This window comes from Rhodoferax sp. (assembly GCF_028715765.1).
Lineage (GTDB): Bacteria > Pseudomonadota > Gammaproteobacteria > Burkholderiales > Burkholderiaceae_C > Rhodoferax.
Genome location: NZ_JAQURE010000035.1, coordinates 1 through 19,364 on the forward strand (window position 1 = coordinate 1; position 19,364 = coordinate 19,364).

18 protein-coding genes are annotated in these 19,364 nt (G+C 58.3%); 9 read left to right on the top strand and 9 right to left on the bottom strand.

Annotation, left to right across the window (positions count from 1 at the left end):
- Positions 1–204, top strand: a 204-nt coding sequence (locus PHT20_RS12095) for a hypothetical protein (protein ID WP_300084131.1), incomplete at its 5' end; no start/stop codon positions are given.
- 52 nt (positions 205–256) lie between these two features.
- On the opposite strand, the gene radA is transcribed toward PHT20_RS12095, so the two are convergent.
- The 3 genes from radA to PHT20_RS12110 form a co-directional block, all read right to left on the bottom strand.
- Positions 257–1,633 (bottom strand): DNA repair protein RadA, encoded by a 1,377-nt coding sequence (gene radA / locus PHT20_RS12100; RefSeq protein WP_300084133.1) that lies wholly within the window; start codon positions 1,631–1,633, stop codon positions 257–259.
- A 65-nt stretch (positions 1,634–1,698) separates the two neighbouring features.
- Positions 1,699–2,814, bottom strand: coding sequence for a PQQ-like beta-propeller repeat protein (locus PHT20_RS12105; RefSeq protein WP_300084135.1), 1,116 nt, complete (start codon positions 2,812–2,814; stop codon positions 1,699–1,701).
- Complete coding sequence (locus PHT20_RS12110) at positions 2,784–3,683, bottom strand: hypothetical protein (RefSeq protein WP_300084137.1); 900 nt, start codon at positions 3,681–3,683, stop codon at positions 2,784–2,786. Before PHT20_RS12110 ends, PHT20_RS12105 begins: the two co-directional genes overlap by 31 nt.
- 344 nt (positions 3,684–4,027) lie before the next feature.
- On the opposite strand from PHT20_RS12110, the gene PHT20_RS12115 reads away from it, so the two are divergent.
- The gene (locus PHT20_RS12115; RefSeq protein WP_300084138.1) at positions 4,028–6,748 is read left to right on the top strand and encodes a cation-translocating P-type ATPase; all 2,721 of its coding nucleotides are present in this window, start codon (positions 4,028–4,030) and stop codon (positions 6,746–6,748) included.
- Here PHT20_RS12115 and PHT20_RS12120 read toward each other — a convergent pair.
- A complete protein-coding gene (locus PHT20_RS12120) occupies positions 6,702–7,913 on the bottom strand; it encodes a hypothetical protein (RefSeq protein WP_301020705.1) in 1,212 nt (403 codons plus the stop codon). The two genes, PHT20_RS12115 and PHT20_RS12120, sit on opposite strands and share 47 nt — an antisense overlap.
- Positions 7,913–9,007, bottom strand: a complete 1,095-nt coding sequence (alr, locus tag PHT20_RS12125; RefSeq protein ID WP_301020706.1) for an alanine racemase — start codon at positions 9,005–9,007, stop codon at positions 7,913–7,915. Before alr ends, PHT20_RS12120 begins: the two co-directional genes overlap by 1 nt.
- 118 nt (positions 9,008–9,125) lie before the next feature.
- On the opposite strand from alr, the gene lplT reads away from it, so the two are divergent.
- Positions 9,126–10,409 (top strand): lysophospholipid transporter LplT, encoded by a 1,284-nt coding sequence (gene lplT / locus PHT20_RS12130; protein ID WP_301020707.1) that lies wholly within the window; start codon positions 9,126–9,128, stop codon positions 10,407–10,409.
- Between the two features lie 6 nt (positions 10,410–10,415).
- On the opposite strand, the gene PHT20_RS12135 is transcribed toward lplT, so the two are convergent.
- The gene (locus PHT20_RS12135) at positions 10,416–10,994 is read right to left on the bottom strand and encodes a cob(I)yrinic acid a,c-diamide adenosyltransferase (protein WP_301020708.1); all 579 of its coding nucleotides are present in this window, start codon (positions 10,992–10,994) and stop codon (positions 10,416–10,418) included.
- Positions 10,995–11,016: 22 nt separating this feature from the next.
- Complete coding sequence (locus PHT20_RS12140) at positions 11,017–12,603, bottom strand: hybrid sensor histidine kinase/response regulator (protein WP_300084148.1); 1,587 nt, start codon at positions 12,601–12,603, stop codon at positions 11,017–11,019.
- A gap of 50 nt (positions 12,604–12,653) precedes the next feature.
- Here PHT20_RS12140 and PHT20_RS12145 point away from each other — a divergent pair, with 50 nt between their 5' ends.
- From PHT20_RS12145 to erpA, 6 genes are all read left to right on the top strand, one after another.
- On the top strand, positions 12,654–14,078 hold the full coding sequence (locus PHT20_RS12145) for an FAD-linked oxidase C-terminal domain-containing protein (protein WP_301020709.1): 1,425 nt from the start codon (positions 12,654–12,656) through the stop codon (positions 14,076–14,078).
- Between the two features lie 184 nt (positions 14,079–14,262).
- Complete coding sequence (gene rplM, locus PHT20_RS12150; protein WP_301020710.1) at positions 14,263–14,691, top strand: 50S ribosomal protein L13; 429 nt, start codon at positions 14,263–14,265, stop codon at positions 14,689–14,691.
- Positions 14,692–14,701: 10 nt separating this feature from the next.
- Positions 14,702–15,094: a 30S ribosomal protein S9 gene (rpsI, locus tag PHT20_RS12155; RefSeq protein WP_300084154.1), complete on the top strand. Its 393-nt coding sequence runs from the start codon at positions 14,702–14,704 to the stop codon at positions 15,092–15,094.
- Positions 15,095–15,173: 79 nt separating this feature from the next.
- Positions 15,174–15,902, top strand: coding sequence for a DUF6776 family protein (locus PHT20_RS12160; protein WP_301020711.1), 729 nt, complete (start codon positions 15,174–15,176; stop codon positions 15,900–15,902).
- A gap of 33 nt (positions 15,903–15,935) precedes the next feature.
- Positions 15,936–16,349 carry a polymer-forming cytoskeletal protein gene (locus PHT20_RS12165; RefSeq protein ID WP_301020712.1) on the top strand — a complete coding sequence of 138 codons (414 nt, stop codon included), beginning with the start codon at positions 15,936–15,938 and terminating at the stop codon, positions 16,347–16,349.
- A gap of 56 nt (positions 16,350–16,405) precedes the next feature.
- On the top strand, positions 16,406–16,771 hold the full coding sequence (gene erpA, locus PHT20_RS12170; RefSeq protein WP_301020713.1) for an iron-sulfur cluster insertion protein ErpA: 366 nt from the start codon (positions 16,406–16,408) through the stop codon (positions 16,769–16,771).
- 30 nt (positions 16,772–16,801) lie between these two features.
- On the opposite strand, the gene PHT20_RS12175 is transcribed toward erpA, so the two are convergent.
- Complete coding sequence (locus PHT20_RS12175) at positions 16,802–17,920, bottom strand: anhydro-N-acetylmuramic acid kinase (protein WP_301020714.1); 1,119 nt, start codon at positions 17,918–17,920, stop codon at positions 16,802–16,804.
- A gap of 15 nt (positions 17,921–17,935) precedes the next feature.
- Positions 17,936–19,294, bottom strand: a complete 1,359-nt coding sequence (locus tag PHT20_RS12180; protein ID WP_301020715.1) for a M23 family metallopeptidase — start codon at positions 19,292–19,294, stop codon at positions 17,936–17,938.
- Between the last annotated feature and the right edge of the window lie 70 nt (positions 19,295–19,364).

Sequence of the window (19,364 nt, forward strand, 5' to 3'; positions counted from 1 at the left end):
TACACCAACGACCAAGGTCAGCCGGTGGAGGGCTGGTTTGAAGACTGGTGGTCACTCAAGCTGAAAACGGCGTTTGTCAAAACTGAAAAGCTCGCCGGCATGGCGTTTTTTGTCCTTGGGTACGACCGTCAAGAGCTGCTGCACTTTTACTTGCAGCAAGCCAAACCCAGCACCCTCGATGAGTTGATTTCTGTCACGCAGTGAGCGCCGGGCGCACGCATGTTTGGCTTGGTGCGGCGTGATTGCTTTACAAGCCTTACAGCCCCCGCACCACTTCCATGGCCTGCTCAACGCGTTCCACGGGGTGAATCGTCAGACCTTCAAAGTCTTTTGATGTCAGGTTCTTGGGCGCATTGGCCTTGGGCACCACGGCGATGCTAAAGCCTAATTTGGCAGCTTCCTTGAGTCGCTCTTGACCGCGTGGTGCGGGTCGTACCTCGCCTGCCAGACCAATTTCACCAAAGGCAAAAAAGCCTTTCGGCAGCGGTTTGCTCCGCAGGCTGGAGGTAATCGCCAACAGCACCGCCAAGTCTGCGGCGGGCTCTGAAATGCGCACCCCGCCCACCGCATTGACAAACACATCTTGATCCATGCAGGCCACCCCCGCATGGCGGTGCAATACGGCCAGCAGCATGGCCAGCCGGTCTTTGTCCAGACCCACACTCAGTCGCCTGGGCGCCGGGCCGCCACTGTCCACCAGCGCCTGAATTTCCACCAGCATCGGGCGTGTGCCCTCCAGTGTGACCATCACACAGCTGCCAGGCACCGGTTCGGCGTGCTGGCTTAAAAAGATCGCGCTGGGGTTGCTGACTCCTTTCAGGCCTCTTTCGGTCATGGCAAACACACCAATTTCATTGACGGCACCAAAGCGATTTTTGATGGCACGCACCAGCCTAAAACTGCTGTGGGTGTCGCCTTCAAAGTACAGCACGGTGTCGACCATGTGCTCCAGCACACGCGGGCCAGCCAAAGCACCTTCTTTGGTCACATGCCCCACCAGCACAATGCTCACGCCGCTGGCTTTGGCGGCACGGGTCAGGTGGGCGGCACATTCACGCACCTGCGCCACCGACCCGGGTGCCGAGGTGAGCTGCTCGGAGTAAACGGTTTGAATCGAGTCTATGACCGCAATGTTGGGCTTCATGGACTCCAAAGTGGAGAGAATTTTGTCCAAGCCAATTTCAGCCAGCACTTTGACTTGAGAGCCGTTCAGCCCCAAGCGGCGTGCCCGCAGCGCCACTTGCGCACCGCTTTCCTCGCCCGTCACATACAAGGTGTTTTGGCCACTGCGCTGCAGCGAATCAAGGGCTTGCAGCAGCAAGGTGGACTTGCCAATGCCAGGGTCACCGCCCATCAGCACCACGCCACCTTCCACCATGCCGCCACCTAGCACCCGGTCTAGCTCCTCATGCCCGGTGGGGGTGCGGGCAAAGTCGACGGCATCGATGTCACCCAAAATGGCCACAGCGCCTGTTTTGGCCAGGGATGCAAAGCGGTTTTTGGTGGGGGTGGCGCTGTCTGGCGCGGATTCAAGCAAGGTGTTCCAGGCATTGCAGCTGGGGCATTTGCCCTGCCACTTGGGGCTGATGCCGCCGCAATCAGAACAGACGTAATGGGTTTTTTCTTTGGCCATGGCAGGGATGATAGGGGTTAAACCCATAAGCCATCACACTGCCATGGCAAAGTTTGACCACTGAACTACCACTGTGCCAGCTGCACTTCACCCGTGTCGCTGGCCATCACGGCACGACCGCCGGCAAGCGGCAGCACGGTCGGGCGCAAGTCGTGCGCAAAGGGAATGCGCAAGCGTTCACGCCCGGTATCGGCATCCAGCACATGCAGCATTTGCTTCATGTCCAGGCAATACACCTGGTTTTCAAAAGTCACAATTTCGGCCATCATGTGACCCCAATTGGCAGCATTGTTGCCATACACCGTGGTTTGATGTTTCCAGCGCACCGCGCCCGTGTCCACATCAATGGCATAAATGTAGCCAACCGGTGACCACAGGTAAGCCGTGTCACCCGAGACATGGTGTGAGTTGATGAAGTTGCCCGCCTTGAAGGTCCACTTGACCTTGCCGCTGTTGACATCAATGCCATACAGCAGCTCGGTGTAAGTGCCGGCAATCAGCATGTTGCCCGTCACATACATCTGGCGCACATACTGCCATTTGGCTTTTTCGTCCAACTGCCATTTGAGCTTGCCATCTGCCTCGTTCAAGGCGTACAGCAGCCCATTGCCAGGGCCAAAAAACACAGTGCCGTTGGCCACCGTGGGGGCATATGACGCAGTGCAATCCACTTCGTCGGCAAAACGCCAGTCAATGTGGCCGGTTTGGTTGTTCAACGCCAGCAGCTCATGACCATCGCCCACGTAGGTGCGTTCGGGTGTCACAAAGGGCGTGCCCACTTGCAAAATCGCTTTGTGTAGCCAGCGGCGTTGGCCGTCTGCCATGTTCCAGGCGCCCAACTCACGTTGACCACCGCTGATGACCGATTGACCTGCTGCACGCGGCCGATAAACCGCGTTGCTGCTCAAGCCGTGGGGTGTGTTCCAGACCAGGCCATCTGAGTCAGGGTCAATGCGCCCGACAGAGGTGTCGCCGTTGAAAAACACATGGCCGTCAACCCACGCCAAGGGCGCGAGTGTGGCATTGCCACTGGCCCAGCGACGCACCACTTGCGGTGTTTTGGTCGCTGCAGAAACGACAAAGGTGGGAACTAGCCCACCTGCTGCGAGTGCCGCCACAAAGTGGCGGCGATTCAGTTTGCCTGAAACCATCAGTCGCACTTGGCTCCTTGCTTGATCCATGCGTTCAAGATGGTGGTGTTGGGATGGTCACGTGGCTCGGACGGGCTGATGCCGGGAGGCATGCGGTCTTCGCTCAAATGTTGCCACACAAAGCTCAAAGAAGAGTTGCCGGGGACGATCACTTTGGTGGCTTTGTCCACGCCTTTGGCGACTGAGTCAGCACCCAACAAAATGCCGGCATGGGTAGACAGGTTCAACTCGTGGAAGCTTGGTGGCTCTTGGTTGGACATGTGGCAAGAGGTGCAGGCCGGGGTTTCAGGACCAAACGAGTTAGGTGTTTTGAACAACGGCTGAACGTTCTTGGCAAAGTTGTCGTCGTTCTTGGCACCGTCGTCAATCCAGTTTTTCACCAACATGTGGTTGGCGGTGTAGGTGGGGTTGTCAAAGCTTTGACCCAGCGGCATGCGGTTGTTGCGCAGGCGGCGCACCAAGATGTCACGCTTGCCATCTTTGCCTGGTGTGAATACGGCGCGTTTGGGTTTTTCAGTAGAGCCTTCATTCATGCCTTTGCAGGTGCTCAAGTCCAAACCGCGGTAGCTTTTGCTGGGGTCATTGGAGTTGTGGCAAGTGGTGCAAGCCACGCCTGGGCCAAAGGCATTTGGCGTGTTCATCAAGGTGTTGATGTACCTGTAGGTGATGGGAATGTTGCGCTTGATGATCAGTTCTTGAACCACATGGTCATCAGCACCGGGGGGCGCCAACTTGCCATCTTTCATGTCTTGAATCATTTGCTCAGCCAGCGACATGCGGGCTTTGGGTGTTTCTTGAGCGAATGCGCTGGTGGCAAAACCCGCGCTCAGTGCTGCAACGACACAGCCTGCTTTGGCGATCTGGGAAAGCCGGAGTTTGGTGGAAAGTGAAAGGGGCATCAAAATCTCCTTGTTGGTTGAATGCAGCGCAATGGTAAAAGCCTTAAGACACCTTAAGGATAGGGGTTTTCTCTAACAAGTGTTACAAAATGGCACTTTTTTTGTCACATCTGACATGTGACTGACATGGTTCGTCAATTTTCTGCAGAGTTGACATTGCGCCAAGAAATGTCAGGCGGTCGATCACCTCAATGCCGATCTGAGGTTCACAACAGGTTGTTTTCACTCGCGTCTGTGCGTCTGCTGACATTGAAACGCCATCATAAAGTGCTATTCTTGAAGTTTCAAAATAGTATTTATTTCATAGCTGTTTATGCATATAAATAAAGGGCTAGAGGTCATTTATGCCTAAAAAATCAACGCTTGCTGAGTCCTCGTCTACCGCTGCTGTGTTGCGGCAGGGGTTAACGGCTGCCCAAGCTGCGCAAGTGCTTCAAACTGACGGTGCCAACGAGTTGCCTGCTGATCAGCCGCGTGGCTGGTGGGGCATTGCCCGCGAAACCCTGTCAGACCCCATGTTTGCCCTGCTGTTGGGCGCGGGTGTGTTGTATTTGGTGCTGGGCGATTGGCAAGAAGGACTCATTTTGTTTGGCCTGGTGTGCGTGGTGTTGGCGCTGACCCTTTACCAGGAAGGCAAGACCGAGCGCGCCATTGCGTCGTTGCGCGATTTGTCCAGCCCACGTGCTTTGGTCTGGCGCGATGGCGCCGCCACCCGCATTGCCGGGCGGGATGTGGTGCGTGGCGATGTGTTGCTGCTGGCCGAAGGTGACCGCATTGCCGCTGATGCAGTGCTGCTGCACGGCACAGAGCTGCAAACCGATGAGTCGCTGCTCACCGGCGAGCCCTTGCCCGTTGACAAGGTGGCGGCCCATGCCGATGTGCGGCCAGTGTTAAACCATCCGAACGCTGCCCAACCTGACCCAGCGTGCCTGCTGTACTCTGGCACGCTGCTGGTGCGCGGGCAGGGGCTGGCACGGGTCACAGCCACTGGCTTGCAAAGCGAAATAGGCCGCATTGGCCAGGCGTTGGGGGGGCTGGGGCATGAGGCATCACCGCTTAAATTGCAGATGGCTCAGCTGGTGAAAGTGTTGGCCTGGGTGGCCGTGGGTGCGAGCTTGTTTTTGTTCATGGCTTATGGCTTGATGCGGGGCGACTGGTTGGGGGCTGTGCTGGCGGGCATTGCCCTGGCCATGGCCTTGTTGCCGCAAGAATTTACTGTGGTGCTGACGGTCATTCCGGCCTTGGGCGCTTGGCGCCTGTCCAAGCAGCAGGTGTTGACTCGGCGCATTGCCGCCATCGAGACGCTGGGGGCCACCAGCGTGCTGTGTGTTGACAAAACCGGCACCTTGACTGAGAACCGTATGACGGTGGCTGAACTGTATGTGCCGTCATGCAGCGCCACCCAAGTCGCACCGTCAACCTCGGCACCCGCGCAGCCCCAGACGCTGCGCATCGACTACGGCAACCACTCAGATTTGCCTGAAGACTTTCATGCCCTGGTGGAGTTTTCCATTTTGGCCAGCGTGCCCGATCCGTTTGACCCGATGGAAAAAGCCTTTCACAGCTTGGGGCAACATTTTTTAAAAAACACCGAGCACTTGCACCAAGACTGGACGCTGGTGCAAACCTATGGCCTCACGCCTGAGCTGCGCGCCATGTCGCACGTGTGGCGTGCCCACACCGGTGCTGCGCATGTGGTGGCAGCCAAAGGCGCACCGGAAGCGATTGTGGATTTGTGCCACCTGGCGCCGGCAATGCAGCAGCGCATCGCACAAGCGGTTGAGGCCATGGCGGCGCAAGGCTTGCGTGTGCTGGGGGTGGCGCGGGCGCGCTTTGAAGGGCATGACTGGCCGGCCATTGAGCATGACTTTGACTTTGAGTTCATCGGGCTGCTGGGCTTGGCCGACCCGCTGCGCGCTGAAATTAAAAATTCTGTGGCGCAAGCCCAAGCGGCTGGCATTCGGGTGGTGATGATCACCGGCGATTACCCCGCCACCGCTGCCGCCATCGCCCAACAAGCGGGGCTGCTGCCCCCAGCCACGCCAACTGCGCTCAAGACCCCGCTGTCAGCGCCGGGTTGGCTGTTGACTGGTGACGAACTGGCGCAGCTGACCGAGGCCGAAGTTCAGACGCGACTGCGCACCGTGACCGTTTGCGCCCGCATTGCGCCCCGCCAGAAATTGCAAATTGTGCAAGCCCTCAAGGCCAATGGCAGCGTGGTGGCCATGACCGGTGATGGGGTGAACGACGCGCCCGCGCTCAAGGCCGCGCATGTGGGGGTGGCCATGGGCGGGCGCGGCACCGATGTGGCGCGCGAAGCTGCCAGTGTGGTGCTGCTGGACGACAACTTTGCATCCATCGTGGGTGCGGTGCGCTTGGGTCGGCGAATTTTTGACAACCTTCGCAAGTCCATGAGTTACATCCTGGCGGTGCATGTGCCGATTGCCGGCATGGCCTTGTTGCCAGTGTTGTTGGGCTGGCCTACCGTGTTGTTCCCGCTGCACATTGCGTTTTTGGAGCTGGTGATCGACCCCTCATGCTCCATGGTGTTTGAAAACGAGCCCGAAGAAGCCGACGTGATGCAACGCCCGCCGCGCGATGTGCACACGCCGTTGTTTGGCGGTTTGACGTTGGGTTTGGCGCTGCTACAAGGCCTGGGCGCATTGGCGCTGGTGCTGGCTGCCACTGCGTGGGGCGCTGGCCACTTGGCCGAAGCGACAACCCGGGCGTTTGCTTTTGCCGTGCTCGTGTGCACCAATCTGGCGTTGATTTTTTCAAATCGCAGTCGCGTTGGCTCGTTGTGGGTCAGTCTCTGGGTGCCCAACCGCACGCTGTGGCTGGTGGTGGGTGCGGCGCTGGGGCTGCTGCTGCTGGCGCTGTACGTGCCGTGGCTGGCACGGCTGTTTGCCTTTGAGCCGCTGCCGCTGCCGTATTTGGCTGGCGCGTTGGGGCTGGGCGGGCTAGGCTTGGCCTGGTTTGAGGGCGTGAAAAAAATCAGCGCCACGCTTGCGCCTGCGGCTAAACCCCGTACTGCTGGCGCAGGCGACGAATGCGCTCGAGGTTGATGCGCACATTGATCTGGCTAGCGGGCACGGGTGCGCGCACGCTGTGGTCAGGGCGACTGGTGTCGTGGTAAACATAGGCGCTCATGGGCATGCCTTGGGCGTTGATCAGGCTCGCCACATGGGGCGTGGTGGCCTTGTCGCCGCGCGCAATCACCACCGCCAGGTCGCCATTGGCCAATTGCACATAGGTGCCAGGCGGGTAAAACCCCAGCACGCTGGCCATGGCCACGCGCTGCTGCTGGCTGTGGGCATCGGCTTCTAGCACCATGGACTTGGCAGCACCAAACGCCGTCATGGCCGGGCGGCTCAAGCGCGGTGCCATCTTGGCCACCAGGGTGTCGGCCAGGTGCAGCAGCTCCACGCCGGCTTGCTGCTCGGCATGGCCGGTGGCCTCTTGCGGGTTGTGATGAAAGTGCACGGTGTCAAGCCATTCGGGGTCTTGAATGCCAAAGCCGCGCAAGATGTCGGCACTGCTGGGCGGGTGCGAGGTAATCAAGGCGCGCTGGGCTGGGCTGGGGGCTTTGAGCTGGCGCGCCAAATGGTCTTGCGGGCGCGCCATGCCAATGTTCATCACCAAGGCGGAGCGCATCAGCAGCATGCGGCTGCTCATGGGCAGTGCCAGCCGAGTTGCAGTCAGCGCGCTCACCACGCCGCTGAGCAGCGCATGGGTGGCGCAGTAACCCAGTTCCAGGTCGGGCAGCGCCTGAAACAGCACAAACAGCCCTTCATCTGGGTCTGCCGTGAGCAATTGCATGGCCTTTTGCTCCAGGCCTTGCAGTCTGGGCAGGGGGGAATTGGCCTGCGCACCTTGGTAAAGCAAGCCGCGCAACACTTCTTGCAGGTCGAGCCAGCCGCCTTCGACGGCGCGGCCTTCCAGGTAATCGGTGTCCAAAATTTCATCGGGCATGGGCAGCTGGGCGATGGCTGCCATGTCCAGCCCCTTGAGCCGCATGGCGCGCATGGTGCGGTCCAGTGCGCGTTGCCAGGCTTGGGCATCGGTTTCGGTCATGCAGGCCTGGTGCTGCGCCAGCATCTCGCGGTGAGCCAGCGACTGCAGCATTTGCCCGCGGCGCAACAGCAAGCGGCCATCAGGGGTGCGAATATCAACCGGCAAGGCGCGCCCCAACTGCACGCGTGCCAACGGCACCGGTACGTAAGTCAGCATCAGGCTTGCACCTTGACGGGCACCCGCTGTGCCAGCGCGCACATCAGCTCATAACCCAAGGTGCCCGCTGCGTGCGCCACCTCGTCGATGCCCAGCACGGCGCCGTTGCTGGCGCGTCCCCACAGCGTGACCTCGCTGCCCACACCGGCATCGGGCAGGGCGGTGAGGTCCACGGTGATCATGTCCATGCTGACGCGCCCCACCAGTTGGGTTCGCGCACCCGCCACCAGCACCGGGGTGCCGGTAGGCGCTACACGCGGGTAGCCGTCAGCATAGCCGCAGGCCACGACCCCAATGCGCATCGGGTGTGGTGCTGAAAACTTTGAGCCATATCCAACGCTATCGCCCTTGGATATTGCTTGAGTAGCTATTATTTTTGAAGACAGTGTCATGCCCGGTTGAATCGTCCAGGCGGTGGCATCATGGGTTGGAAAATCGGGCGCACTGCCATACAGGCTGATGCCGGGGCGAATCCAGTCTGACGCCGCCACGGCGTCGGCATGGCGCAGGGTGGCGGCGCTGTTGCACAGCGAGCGAGCCCCAGGCAAGTCGCGTGTGGCTTGGGTGAAGCAGGCCATTTGGGCGGCAATGCCTTTGTCACCATCGGCATCGCTGAAGTGCGTCATGAGCGAGATTTCATCCACCTGGGGCAGGGCATTCAGGCGTGCCCAGGCGCTGCGGTAGCGCTCTGGGGTGAAGCCCAACCGGTTCATGCCAGAGTTCATTTTCAAAAACACATGGTGCCCGAGCTGGGTTTTGCAGGCCGCCAGCATGTCAATTTGTTCGTCGCAGTGCACCGTGTGCCACAGCTCCAGGCGTGAACACAGTTCCAGGTCGCGCGGCTCAAACACACCTTCAAGCAGCAGCACCGGGCCGCGCCAGCCCAGGGCACGAATGCGTTGGGCTTCGTCCAAGTCCAGCAAGGCAAAGCCATCGGCGCTGCGCAAGCCTTCAAACACCCGCTCAATGCCATGGCCGTAGGCGTTGGCCTTGACCACGGCCCAAATTTTGGCCTCTGGCGCAGCCAAACGGCTGCGTTCTAAATTGTGCTGCAGTGCAGCAAGATGGATGGTGGCAAGAATGGGGCGTGGCATGGCTCGGGGGCTTGAGTGAAGCCCTGATTTTGACACCGCAGCGCCGTGCTATAACCCCGTACCGTTTGGAGACTCCCTACCCTTTTTGCCCCGTTTTGCGCGGGTCTGCACATCACACATGAAACGCGGCTTTTTCACCATCATGGCAGCGCAGTTTTTCAGCTCGCTGGCCGACAACGCTTTGTTTGTGGCGGCGGTCCAGCTGCTGCGCTCCAGTCGCGCACCCGAGTGGCAACAAGCGGCGTTGGTGCCCATGTTTGCGCTGTTTTACGTGGTGTTGGCGCCTTTTGTGGGCGCGTTTGCCGACTCCATGCCCAAGGGACGTGTCATGCTGGTGAGCAACTTCATCAAAGTGGCGGGCTGCTTGTTCATGTTGTTTGGCACCCATCCGCTGCTGGCCTATGCGGTGGTGGGCTTGGGTGCGGCGGCCTATTCACCAGCCAAATACGGCATCTTGACCGAGCTGCTGCCGGCCTCTCAGTTGGTCAAGGCCAATGGCTGGATTGAGGGTTTGACCATTGGCTCCATCATTTTGGGCGTGTTGCTGGGGGGGCAACTGGTGGGAAATAATCTGTCGCACTACTTGCTGGCGGTGGATATTCCCAGAGTGGATACTGGCATAGATACCCCCGCAGAGGCGGCCATCAGTGTGCTGATTTTTGTCTACTTGTTGGCGGCTTGGTTCAATACCCACATTCCCCTTACCGGGGTGCTGATGCGCCCCATGCCCAAACAATGGATGAGTTTGCTGCCTGATTTTTGGACCTGCAATGCCCGGCTGTGGCGCGACAAGTTGGGGCAAATCTCATTGGCCGCCACCACCTTGATTTGGGGTGTGGCGGGCAATTTGCGGTTCATTGTGTTGGCTTGGGCGGCTGCTGCGTTGGGCTATTCGGTCACGCAAGCGTCTGCTCTGCAAGGGGTGGTGGCGATTGGCATGGCGGCGGGAGCGGTACTGGCCTCGATGCGGATGCGGCTGGAAGACGGGCCGCGTGTCATCACGCTGGGCATTGTGATGGGCGCGCTGATCATTGGCTTGATCTTCATCACCAATGTGTGGGTGGCAGCACCCTTTTTGATTCTTTTAGGTGCCATTGGTGGGTTTTTGGTGGTGCCCATGAATGCGCTGCTGCAACACCGCGGGCACAATTTAATGGGCGCTGGGCGCTCCATTGCGGTGCAAAATTTCAATGAACAAGCGTGTATTTTGGCGCTGGGTGCGCTTTACAGCTTATCGACCGGCATGGGGCTGCCCACCATGGTGGCAATCACCGGCTTTGGGCTGGTGATTGCCGGGTTCATGTGGTTGATTCGCCGCTGGCATGCCCGCAACCTGGTGCAGCACCATGAGGAGGTGTCGCGCTTGCTGGCCATTGCCCGCAATGACAAGGCGCACGGGTAGCTGGCGTCAGTCCTGCGCGGCGCGCGCCATTTTTTCGCTTTTCCAATACACGTCATCACCTGGCTGGCCGTCACTGCGGTGGCGGTTGAGCACCCGTGCCAGCACAAACATCAAGTCGCTCAAGCGGTTCAGGTATTGGCGCGGCGTGTCTTTCAAGGCGTCTTGCGCCCCCAGCGCCACCACGGCGCGCTCTGCCCGCCGGGCGACGGTGCGACACACGTGCGCCAATACTGCGGCGCGCGTGCCCGCCGGCAAAATAAACTCTTGTAGTTTGGGTAGCGTGGCATTGTGCTCAGCCAAGGCCTCATCCAGCGCCAGGACGGCTGCGGGCTTGAGCAATTCAAAGCCCGGAATCGACAATTCACCTCCCAAATTGAACAGCTGATGCTGAATTTCAATCAGCAGGTCGCGCACATGGGTGGGCATGTCTTCGCACAGCAGCACGCCCAAGTTGGAGTTGAGTTCGTCCACGTCGCCCATGGCATGCACGCGCAAGCTGTTCTTGGACACTCGGGTGTTGTCACCCAAACCTGTGGTGCCGTTGTCGCCGGTGCGGGTGGCAATTTGAGTCAATCGGTTTCCCATGCTGTGCTCTTTCAAAAAGGAATTAGGCGCTGGGGTGCGCGGGGTCAAAGGTGTGGCGTGGCAAGGTCACGGTGATGATGGTGTGGTTGTCTGTGTCGCTGGTGCGCATGGCCATGGTGCCCTTTTGTGCTTTGGCCAGCAGTTGGGCTGAATAGGTGCCGATGCCACTGCCACCCGTCTTGCCACTGGTGGCGTATTTGTCAAAAAAATGATCACGCATCTCAGCCGGCACCACGCCAGTGTTGCTGACTTCAATGCGCAGGGGCGCTTCGTCTCGCAAGGCCACCACCACCCGCGAGCCATGTGGGGCGGCTTCGCAGGCGTTTTTGATCAGGTTTTGAAACAACGAGTAGCACAAATTTGTGTCGCCCAGCGCTTGGGGCAGCTCGGTGCCTACCGGGGTGTCGGTGTCGACCTCAATGGTGAGACCCTTGTCAAAAAAAGTGCTGCGAGACACGTCCACGATGCGGTGCAAGATGTCGCCCACATTCACTGGCACCGCTTTGAGCTTGAAGTTGCCGGTTTCCATTTTGTACAACTCGCCGGAGAGATTGACCATGTCCATCACTTGCTGCGCAGTTTTTTCAACCAAGCGCAGTTTTTCAACGTGCCGTGGTGCCATGGTGTCGTCATCGGCCAGGCTTTGCACCATGCCCACAATGCCAGCCAGCGAACCTTTGATGTCGTGACGTGTGGTGTTTTCTACGTCTTCTCGCAGCAGGCTGGCATCCAGCATGGCATCAAAATCAGCTTGCAGCTTGCGCCGCATGTCAATGTATTTGATGAAGTTGCGTACCTTGGCACGCAGCGCTTTTGGGTCAGAGGTTTTCAAAACAAAGTCCACCGCACCCAGTTCCATGCCCTTCATGCGGGTGTCTTCGTCGGTGGCACCGGTGACAAAAATCACCGGAATCTGTGCCGTGTCAGTTTGGGTGTGTAACTGGCGTACCACCTCAAAGCCATCCATGCCGGGCATTTTGACGTCCATCAGCAGCAAGTCGGGCGTGGGGTCGGCACGGCACAGCGCCAAAGCGGTAAGCCCATCGCTGGCTGTGACCACTTGGTACTCGTCTTTGAACATTTGTTCCAGCAGCTTGAGTGTGACTGGGTAGTCATCCACCACCAAAATACGCGATGGAGCCAGCGTGGTGTCGGTGGCGCGGCGGTTGTTGGGCTGCGTGGCAATGGGTGCAGTGGCGGAGCCGCCACCCGGTGCCAGCGGACGGCTCGGGCTTGAGAGCACTTTTTCCAAGCGGTTGCGCAGGTTGCCTGCGTTGTAGGGCTTGACCAATAAACCGCTGACACCGGCGTGAATGACTTCTTCAATGCGCTGGCGCTCCGCCTCAGCGGTGATCATCAAAAAAGGCAGTTTGACCAGCTTGGGGTCAGCGCGAATAATTTTGAGCAAGTCCAGGCCCGACATCACGGGCATGTTCCAGTCGCACAACACCACGTCAATTTTGTTGTTGCGCAAGATGTCCAGTGCCATGGCGCCGTTGCGGGCGGACTTGACTTTTTCGCAACCCAAAGCGCGCAGCTGGTTCACGGTCACAGCACGCATCAGCTCCAGATCGTCCACCACCAGGTAGGTCATTTCATGCAGCTTCATACAGTTGTACAGTGGCGTTTCATAAACATTGATTATCACGGACTTCACCCATGAATGTACTCTTGCCAAAGGCGCACTTGCTGCCCGAATTCAACCCTCGGCCAGTTGCCCATGCTTTGTTGGAGGCTTTGGCCATTCGCTTTGGCGCTCAGTTTTCAAATGCACTGGTGGTGCGTGAGCAGCACGGTCGGGATGAATCTGCTTTTACTGTGCCACCACCGGCTGCCGTGGTGTTTGCACAAAGCACCCAGGATGTGAGTGATGTTGTGAAGTTGGCAGCTTGTCACCAGGTGCCTGTCATTGCGTTTGGTGTGGGCTCCTCGTTGGAAGGGCATTTGTTGGCAGTGCAGGGGGGCATCTGCATCGATGTCAGCCGCATGGCGCAGGTGTTGGCTATTGATGCCGACGACTTGACTGTGACGGTGCAGCCCGGTGTGACGCGCAAGCAGCTCAATGAAGCTGTCAAATCCGCAGGTTTGTTTTTTCCGATTGACCCCGGAGCCGATGCCTCCATCGGCGGCATGGCCGCAACCCGCGCCAGTGGCACCAATGCGGTGCGCTACGGCACGATGCGCGACAACGTGTTGGCACTTGAAGTGGTCACGGCCAGTGGCGAAGTCATCCGCACCGGCACGCGTGCCAAAAAAAGCAGCGCGGGCTACGACCTCACGCGCCTCATGGTGGGCAGTGAAGGCACGCTGGGCATCATGACTGAAATCACCCTCAAGCTCTACCCGTTGCCCGAAGCGGTGATGGCTGCCACCTGCAGTTTCCCCAGTCTGGCCGATGCCGTTAACACCACGATGTTGATCATTCAATTAGGGGTGCCCATTGCCCGGTGTGAATTGCTTGATGCCCATACGGTGCGCATGGTGAATGCCCACTCTCATTTGAATTTGCCAGAAAGTGCCATGTTGTTGATGGAGTTTCACGGCTCTCCCGCCGGTGTGCAAGAGCAGGTGGCCGTGGTGCAAGATTTGGCGGCAGACCAAGGCGGTCAAGCGTTTGAGTGGGCCAGCACCCCTGAGGCGCGCACCCGGCTGTGGACAGCACGGCACAACGCTTACTTTGCCGGCCTTCAGTCGCGCCCAGGCAGCAAGGCCATCACCACCGACACCTGCGTGCCCATTTCCAAGCTGGCCGAAGCCATGCTGGACTCCGTGCTGGAGGCCGAGCAAAGCGCGTTGCCGTATTTTTTGGTGGGTCATGTGGGCGACGGCAACTTTCACATGGGTTATTTGATTGATCCCAACCTGCCGCAAGAGCGTGAACTGGCCGAAACCCTGAACCAGAAATTGGTGCGCCGTGCCTTGGCATTGGGGGGCACGTGCACCGGGGAACACGGCGTGGGCTTGCACAAAATGGATTTTTTGGTGGAAGAAACTGGGCAGGGTGCCGTGGCCATGATGCGTGCCATCAAGCTTGCGCTTGACCCTCAAAACATTTTGAACCCCGGCAAAATTTTCTCGATGTAAGGGTTGGTGCAGCTCGGCGCCAGCTCGTTGATCGATGGCGTCAGCACAATTTGTATAATGTTTGGCTTCGCAGCGCTTTTGTGGCTCCGCGGCGAAGCTAGAACCCCTACCTAAGAGATTCCCATCAGAGGAACGCCGACCGTAGAAAAGAGCCCGCCAAACCAACTCCTTTTAGGAATTTCTCATGTCAACTTTCAGCGCAAAACCCGCTGAGGTCGTGCACGAGTGGTTTGTGATTGACGCGACCGACAAGGTCCTCGGACGAGTAGCCAGCGAAGTTGCTCTCCGTTTGCGCGGCAAACACAAGGCCATTTACACGCCTCACGTCGATACCGGCGATTTCATCATCGTCACCAACGCAGCCCAGCTGCGCGTGACCGGTGCCAAGTCACTCGACAAAATCTACTATAGCCACTCGGGTTTCCCGGGCGGCATCAGTTCCACCAACTTCCGTGACATGCAAGCCAAATTCCCTGGCCGCGCTTTGGAAAAAGCCGTCAAGGGCATGCTGCCTAAAGGCCCTCTGGGCTACGCCATGATCAAGAAGCTCAAGGTGTACGGTGGTGCTGAGCACCCGCACACTGCCCAGCAACCCAAAGTGTTGGTACTTTAAGGAGCTCTAAATGATTGGTGAATGGAACAACGGCACCGGCCGTCGCAAATCTAGCGTCGCCCGTGTTTTCCTTAAAAAAGGCTCCGGCCAAATCGTCGTCAACGGCAAAGACATTCAAAACTTTTTTGGCCGTGAAACCTCGATCATGATCTGCAAACAGCCATTGATGCTGACCAACCACGCTGAAACCTTTGACATCATGGTCAATGTGGCAGGCGGCGGCGAATCTGGTCAAGCTGGTGCAGTGCGCCACGGCATCACCCGTGCCCTGATCGACTACGACGCAACGCTCAAACCCGCGCTCAGCCAAGCTGGCTTTGTGACGCGTGACGCGCGCGAAGTGGAACGTAAAAAAGTCGGTTTGCACGGTGCTCGCCGTCGCAAACAATTCAGCAAGCGTTAATTTTTTTCGCTTCATGCCAACAGCCATCCGAATGCAAATTCTGGTGGCTGTTTGTGTTTTGTGCTTGGCTTTTTAACCCATGAGACTGCGTTTATTGCTGCGCCGTTTGACGGTCAGTGCACCGCGCATGGCGGTGCGCAGTGCCTTGCCGTGGCCTTTGCGCTGGGCGCTGTGGGCGGTGGTGGCCGGGTTTTGTTCGGCCATGGGCTTGTGGGCGTTTGAGTTTGGCAAAGACATAGCCGGCTTGGACAGCGCCAGCAAAGCGCAACTGCAACGCCTGCGGATTGAAAACGCAGACCTTGCCGCACAGCTGGAGCATACCAAGCTAGCGTTAACTGCCGCGCAGTCGGTTGCCAACACGGCCGACACGGTGTTGACCACTGAAAAGGTCGCGCAACAAAAATTGCTGGATGCCAACCGGTTGCTAGAGAGCGAAAACTTGCGGCTTAAAAGCGATTTAGGTTTTTTTGAGCAGCTCATACCTGCCTCTGGCGTGGCGGGGTTGTCATTGCGTGGCTTGCAGGCGCAGCATTTGACCAGCGGTGAGCTGAAATGGCAGGTGTTGGTGATTCAGGCAAATAAAAACCCGGTTGAATTCAAAGGTCGACTCGAAATCACTTTCAATGGTGTTGACAACGGGAAACCTTGGACAAGTGACATGCCTAACGGACCGATACCCGTGACCCTCACGCAATACGGCCGCATGGAAGGCGTTTTTCGGGTGCCGCCCAATGTGGTGGTGAAAAATATCACGGCCAAGGTGATGGAGGGCGCAGCCATGCGCGCCACGCACACGCTCAAGCTCTGAGGTGTGCGTTTTACATCTGATCAGGAGAACGACATGTTTCATCGAAAAAAACAACCCCCTATCAAAAGTTTGGTGGCGCAGGGCTGTGAAATTCAAGGCGACTTCACATTTGCTGAGGGTTTGCGTCTTGACGGCAGCTTACAGGGCAACCTGATGGGGCAGGCCGATCAGCCCAGCATTTTGGTCATTTCTGAATCTGCTGTCGTGGCCGGTTCGGTGCTGGCGGATCACGTGATCATCAATGGCAAGGTAGACGGTCCAGTTCATGCGCGACACATGCTGGAACTGCAGCCCAAAGCCCGCATTACCGGTGATGTGACCTACAAGCTTTTGGAAATGCACCAAGGTGCTTTGGTCAGTGGCAAACTTTGCCCGATTGTGGAAGCCTCTCCAGTTGCGCAAGCTGACGAAAAGCCCACACTCAAACTGGCAGCAAATAACCAGTAGACCAATACCCGAAGAAATTACTGTACTATTTAGCAACTTATTTTTTAGGAGATCCCATGAGTGCCGTTGCCGACCATATTGAAACCGAAATGCCCGCCCCGATCATGTTCACTGACAGTGCTGCGGCCAAAGTAGCAGACCTGATTGCCGAAGAAGGCAATCCAGATTTGAAGCTGCGGGTGTTTGTGCAGGGTGGTGGCTGCTCTGGTTTTCAGTATGGTTTCACGTTTGATGAAATCACCAATGACGACGACACCACCATGACAAAAAACGGTGTGTCGCTGCTGATTGATGCCATGAGCTACCAATATTTGGTAGGCGCTGAAATTGACTACAAAGAAGACCTGCAAGGTGCGCAGTTTGTCATCAAAAACCCGAACGCCACCACCACCTGCGGTTGTGGTTCCAGCTTTTCAGCCTGATCCTTTTTTGACTAAGGGCTTTACAAGCCCTTAGGCGGGATAAATGCCGCCAGCCACACGGGCGCCTTGGGCGCCCGTGATGCTTTGTAAAGCCAGCGGTTGCCGCCACACGCATTGGCGTGCCAGCCAGGCGAAAGCCGCTGCTTCCACCTGCAAGGGTGGCATGCCTTGGGTGGCGGTCGATTGCACTTGGCATGCGGGCAGCAACGCCTGCAAACGTTGCAACAGATGCGTGTTAAACGCCCCACCGCCACACACCAAAATTAACCTGCTATTTTTTGCATAGCTGTTGATGCAAGCAACACAAGTGCTAGCGGTCAATTCTGCCAATGTTGCTTGAACATCTTGCAGTGCAATCCCGTCAAAATGCGCCAAGTGGGCGTCAAGCCAGGCCAGGTTGAACAGGTCGCGTCCAGTGCTTTTGGGGGCGGGCTGGGCAAAGTAGGGCTCTGTCAGCAGGCGGTCGAGTAACGCGTGGTGCACCTGGCCACCGGCTGCCCAAGCGCCCTCGGCATCAAAGGCTTGCTGGCGGTGCTGATGGCACCAGGCATCCATCAGCACATTGCCTGGGCCGCAGTCAAACCCAATGAGAGGCTGACTGGCATGGGCATCGATCACCGTCAGGTTGGCCATGCCGCCCAAGTTCAAAACCGCTGTGGGCGAGCCGTCACGGCCAAAAATAGCCTGATGAAAAACTGGCACCAGCGGGGCGCCCTGTCCGCCTGCGGCCACGTCGCGGCTTCTGAAGTCGGCCACCACATCGATGTGCGTTAACTCGGCCAGCAGTGCCGGGTTGCACAGTTGCAGGGTGTAGCCGGTGCCGCCATGGCTTTGGGGTTGGTGCCGCACCGTTTGGCCATGCGCACCGATGGCGCGAATCTGTGAGGCTGGCCGCTGGGTCTGGGTCAGCAACTGCTTGACCACCTGGGCATAGACCTGCATCAACGCGTTGGCGGCCAAGGCTGCCCGGTGCAGCTCGTTGTGCCCCACCTGGTTGAGTGCCAACAACTCAGCGTACAGCGCCAACGGCAAAGGCGCGCTGGCATAAGCCAACACCTGACACCCCTCAGAAAGATCAGCCAGCACACCATCGACCCCGTCCAGCGAGGTGCCAGACATTAGGCCAATGTAAAGTTCTGGCGTGCTCACGCTAGCACCGCTGCGTCACTGCATGTTAGCGTCTGTGATGCTGCTGGCTGCTGCCAACGATAGCTTGGCTTGTTGTGCCAAGGTGTTGAACTGGGGTTTGAGCGCCGTAGACAAGGGCACGGTTTGGCTCTTTTGTGCAAATTTCATGGGGTCATGTTGCACGCCATTGGTGCGCACTTCAAAGTGCAGGTGCGGGCCAGTGGCCCAGCCCGTGGCGCCGACCAAGCCGATGGTTTGACCCTGGCTGATGCTTTGGCCGCGTTTGACCAAAATTTTGCTCAAATGGGCGTACACCGTTTCGGTTTGGCCTTGGTGTTTGATGAACACCACGTTGCCATAGCCGTTTTGCCAGCCGGCAAAGGTGATGACGCCATCACCCACCGTACGTGCCGGGGTGCCCGTGCTGGCCGCAAAGTCAGTGCCCAAATGCGGGCGGGTTTGCTTCAGGATGGGGTGAAAACGCATGGCAAAGCCGCTGCTCACGCGCGAGAACTCGACCGGTGAACTTAAAAACGCACGGCGCAAACTGGTGCCATCCAGGGCGTAATAGCCCCCTTTGGCAGCCCCCGACGCTTCGGGTTGAAACCACATGGCCTGGAACGCTTTGCCCGCATTGACAAACTCGGCACTCAGCACGCGTCCGGTACGCAGCGGCTCACCATCGGCAGAAAGGGTCTCATACACCACGGAGAAACGGTCACCTTTGCGCAGTGAACGGCGAAAGTCGACCTCGGTTGAGAAAATTTCAGCCACTTGCACGGCCACGGCATCCGGGATTTTGGCGTCATCGGTGGCCGCAAACAGCGAGCTTTGAATCACGCCGCTGGCGAGTTGGGCGCTGGCTTGCAGGGGGGCAGTTTCCAACTTGGTGACGAAATTGTCGCCTTGGCGTTGCAACTGCAAGCGCTGGAAATTGCCGCTGTCATCCGCTACCCAGCGCGCTGTCAGGGTGGCCAGCTGCTGGTGTTGCTGCACTTCCACCGTGACTTGGCGGCCGGCGCGCCCCAGCAATGCTTGGTGCACTTGCGGGTTGCTGCGCAGGTAAGCGGCAGCCTGCGCATCGTCAACACCCAAGCGTTTGAGCAAGGTGTCGGCGGTGTCGCTGGAGCGGGTGAAGTCAGTGCGGTACAAGTTCAAGCTGGCAGCTGTGGCCTCGTCTGCCGCATAGGTGTAAGCCGGGGTGATGGTTTCAAGCACGGCACGCACAGGCAGGTCGGCGGCATCAGGCCCCAGGTTGGCCAATGCAAACGCACCGCCGCCGCCACTCAAAAGCAACGCGGTGATCAGCGCAGTGAGGCGTTTGGGGTGTTGTTCAATGATGCGTCGGGTGGTGTTGGCGATGTGCTGCCCTGTGCTGGTCAATAAAGAGTTCAAAACGATATCCAGTGAAAAAGGGTAAGGACTTGCCCGAAGCGTAAGCCCTGAGACTGTCGGTTTGTGGCAA

Coding starts and splice junctions, on each gene's coding strand:
- radA (WP_300084133.1), bottom strand. CDS start 1,633: ATGGCCAAAGAAAAAACCCATTACGTCTGTTCTGATTGCGGCGGCATC.
- PHT20_RS12105 (WP_300084135.1), bottom strand. CDS start 2,814: ATGGATCAAGCAAGGAGCCAAGTGCGACTGATGGTTTCAGGCAAACTG.
- PHT20_RS12110 (WP_300084137.1), bottom strand. CDS start 3,683: ATGCCCCTTTCACTTTCCACCAAACTCCGGCTTTCCCAGATCGCCAAA.
- PHT20_RS12115 (WP_300084138.1), top strand. CDS start 4,028: ATGCCTAAAAAATCAACGCTTGCTGAGTCCTCGTCTACCGCTGCTGTG.
- PHT20_RS12120 (WP_301020705.1), bottom strand. CDS start 7,913: ATGCTGACTTACGTACCGGTGCCGTTGGCACGCGTGCAGTTGGGGCGC.
- alr (WP_301020706.1), bottom strand. CDS start 9,007: ATGCCACGCCCCATTCTTGCCACCATCCATCTTGCTGCACTGCAGCAC.
- lplT (WP_301020707.1), top strand. CDS start 9,126: ATGAAACGCGGCTTTTTCACCATCATGGCAGCGCAGTTTTTCAGCTCG.
- PHT20_RS12135 (WP_301020708.1), bottom strand. CDS start 10,994: ATGGGAAACCGATTGACTCAAATTGCCACCCGCACCGGCGACAACGGC.
- PHT20_RS12140 (WP_300084148.1), bottom strand. CDS start 12,603: ATGAAGCTGCATGAAATGACCTACCTGGTGGTGGACGATCTGGAGCTG.
- PHT20_RS12145 (WP_301020709.1), top strand. CDS start 12,654: ATGAATGTACTCTTGCCAAAGGCGCACTTGCTGCCCGAATTCAACCCT.
- rplM (WP_301020710.1), top strand. CDS start 14,263: ATGTCAACTTTCAGCGCAAAACCCGCTGAGGTCGTGCACGAGTGGTTT.
- rpsI (WP_300084154.1), top strand. CDS start 14,702: ATGATTGGTGAATGGAACAACGGCACCGGCCGTCGCAAATCTAGCGTC.
- PHT20_RS12160 (WP_301020711.1), top strand. CDS start 15,174: ATGAGACTGCGTTTATTGCTGCGCCGTTTGACGGTCAGTGCACCGCGC.
- PHT20_RS12165 (WP_301020712.1), top strand. CDS start 15,936: ATGTTTCATCGAAAAAAACAACCCCCTATCAAAAGTTTGGTGGCGCAG.
- erpA (WP_301020713.1), top strand. CDS start 16,406: ATGAGTGCCGTTGCCGACCATATTGAAACCGAAATGCCCGCCCCGATC.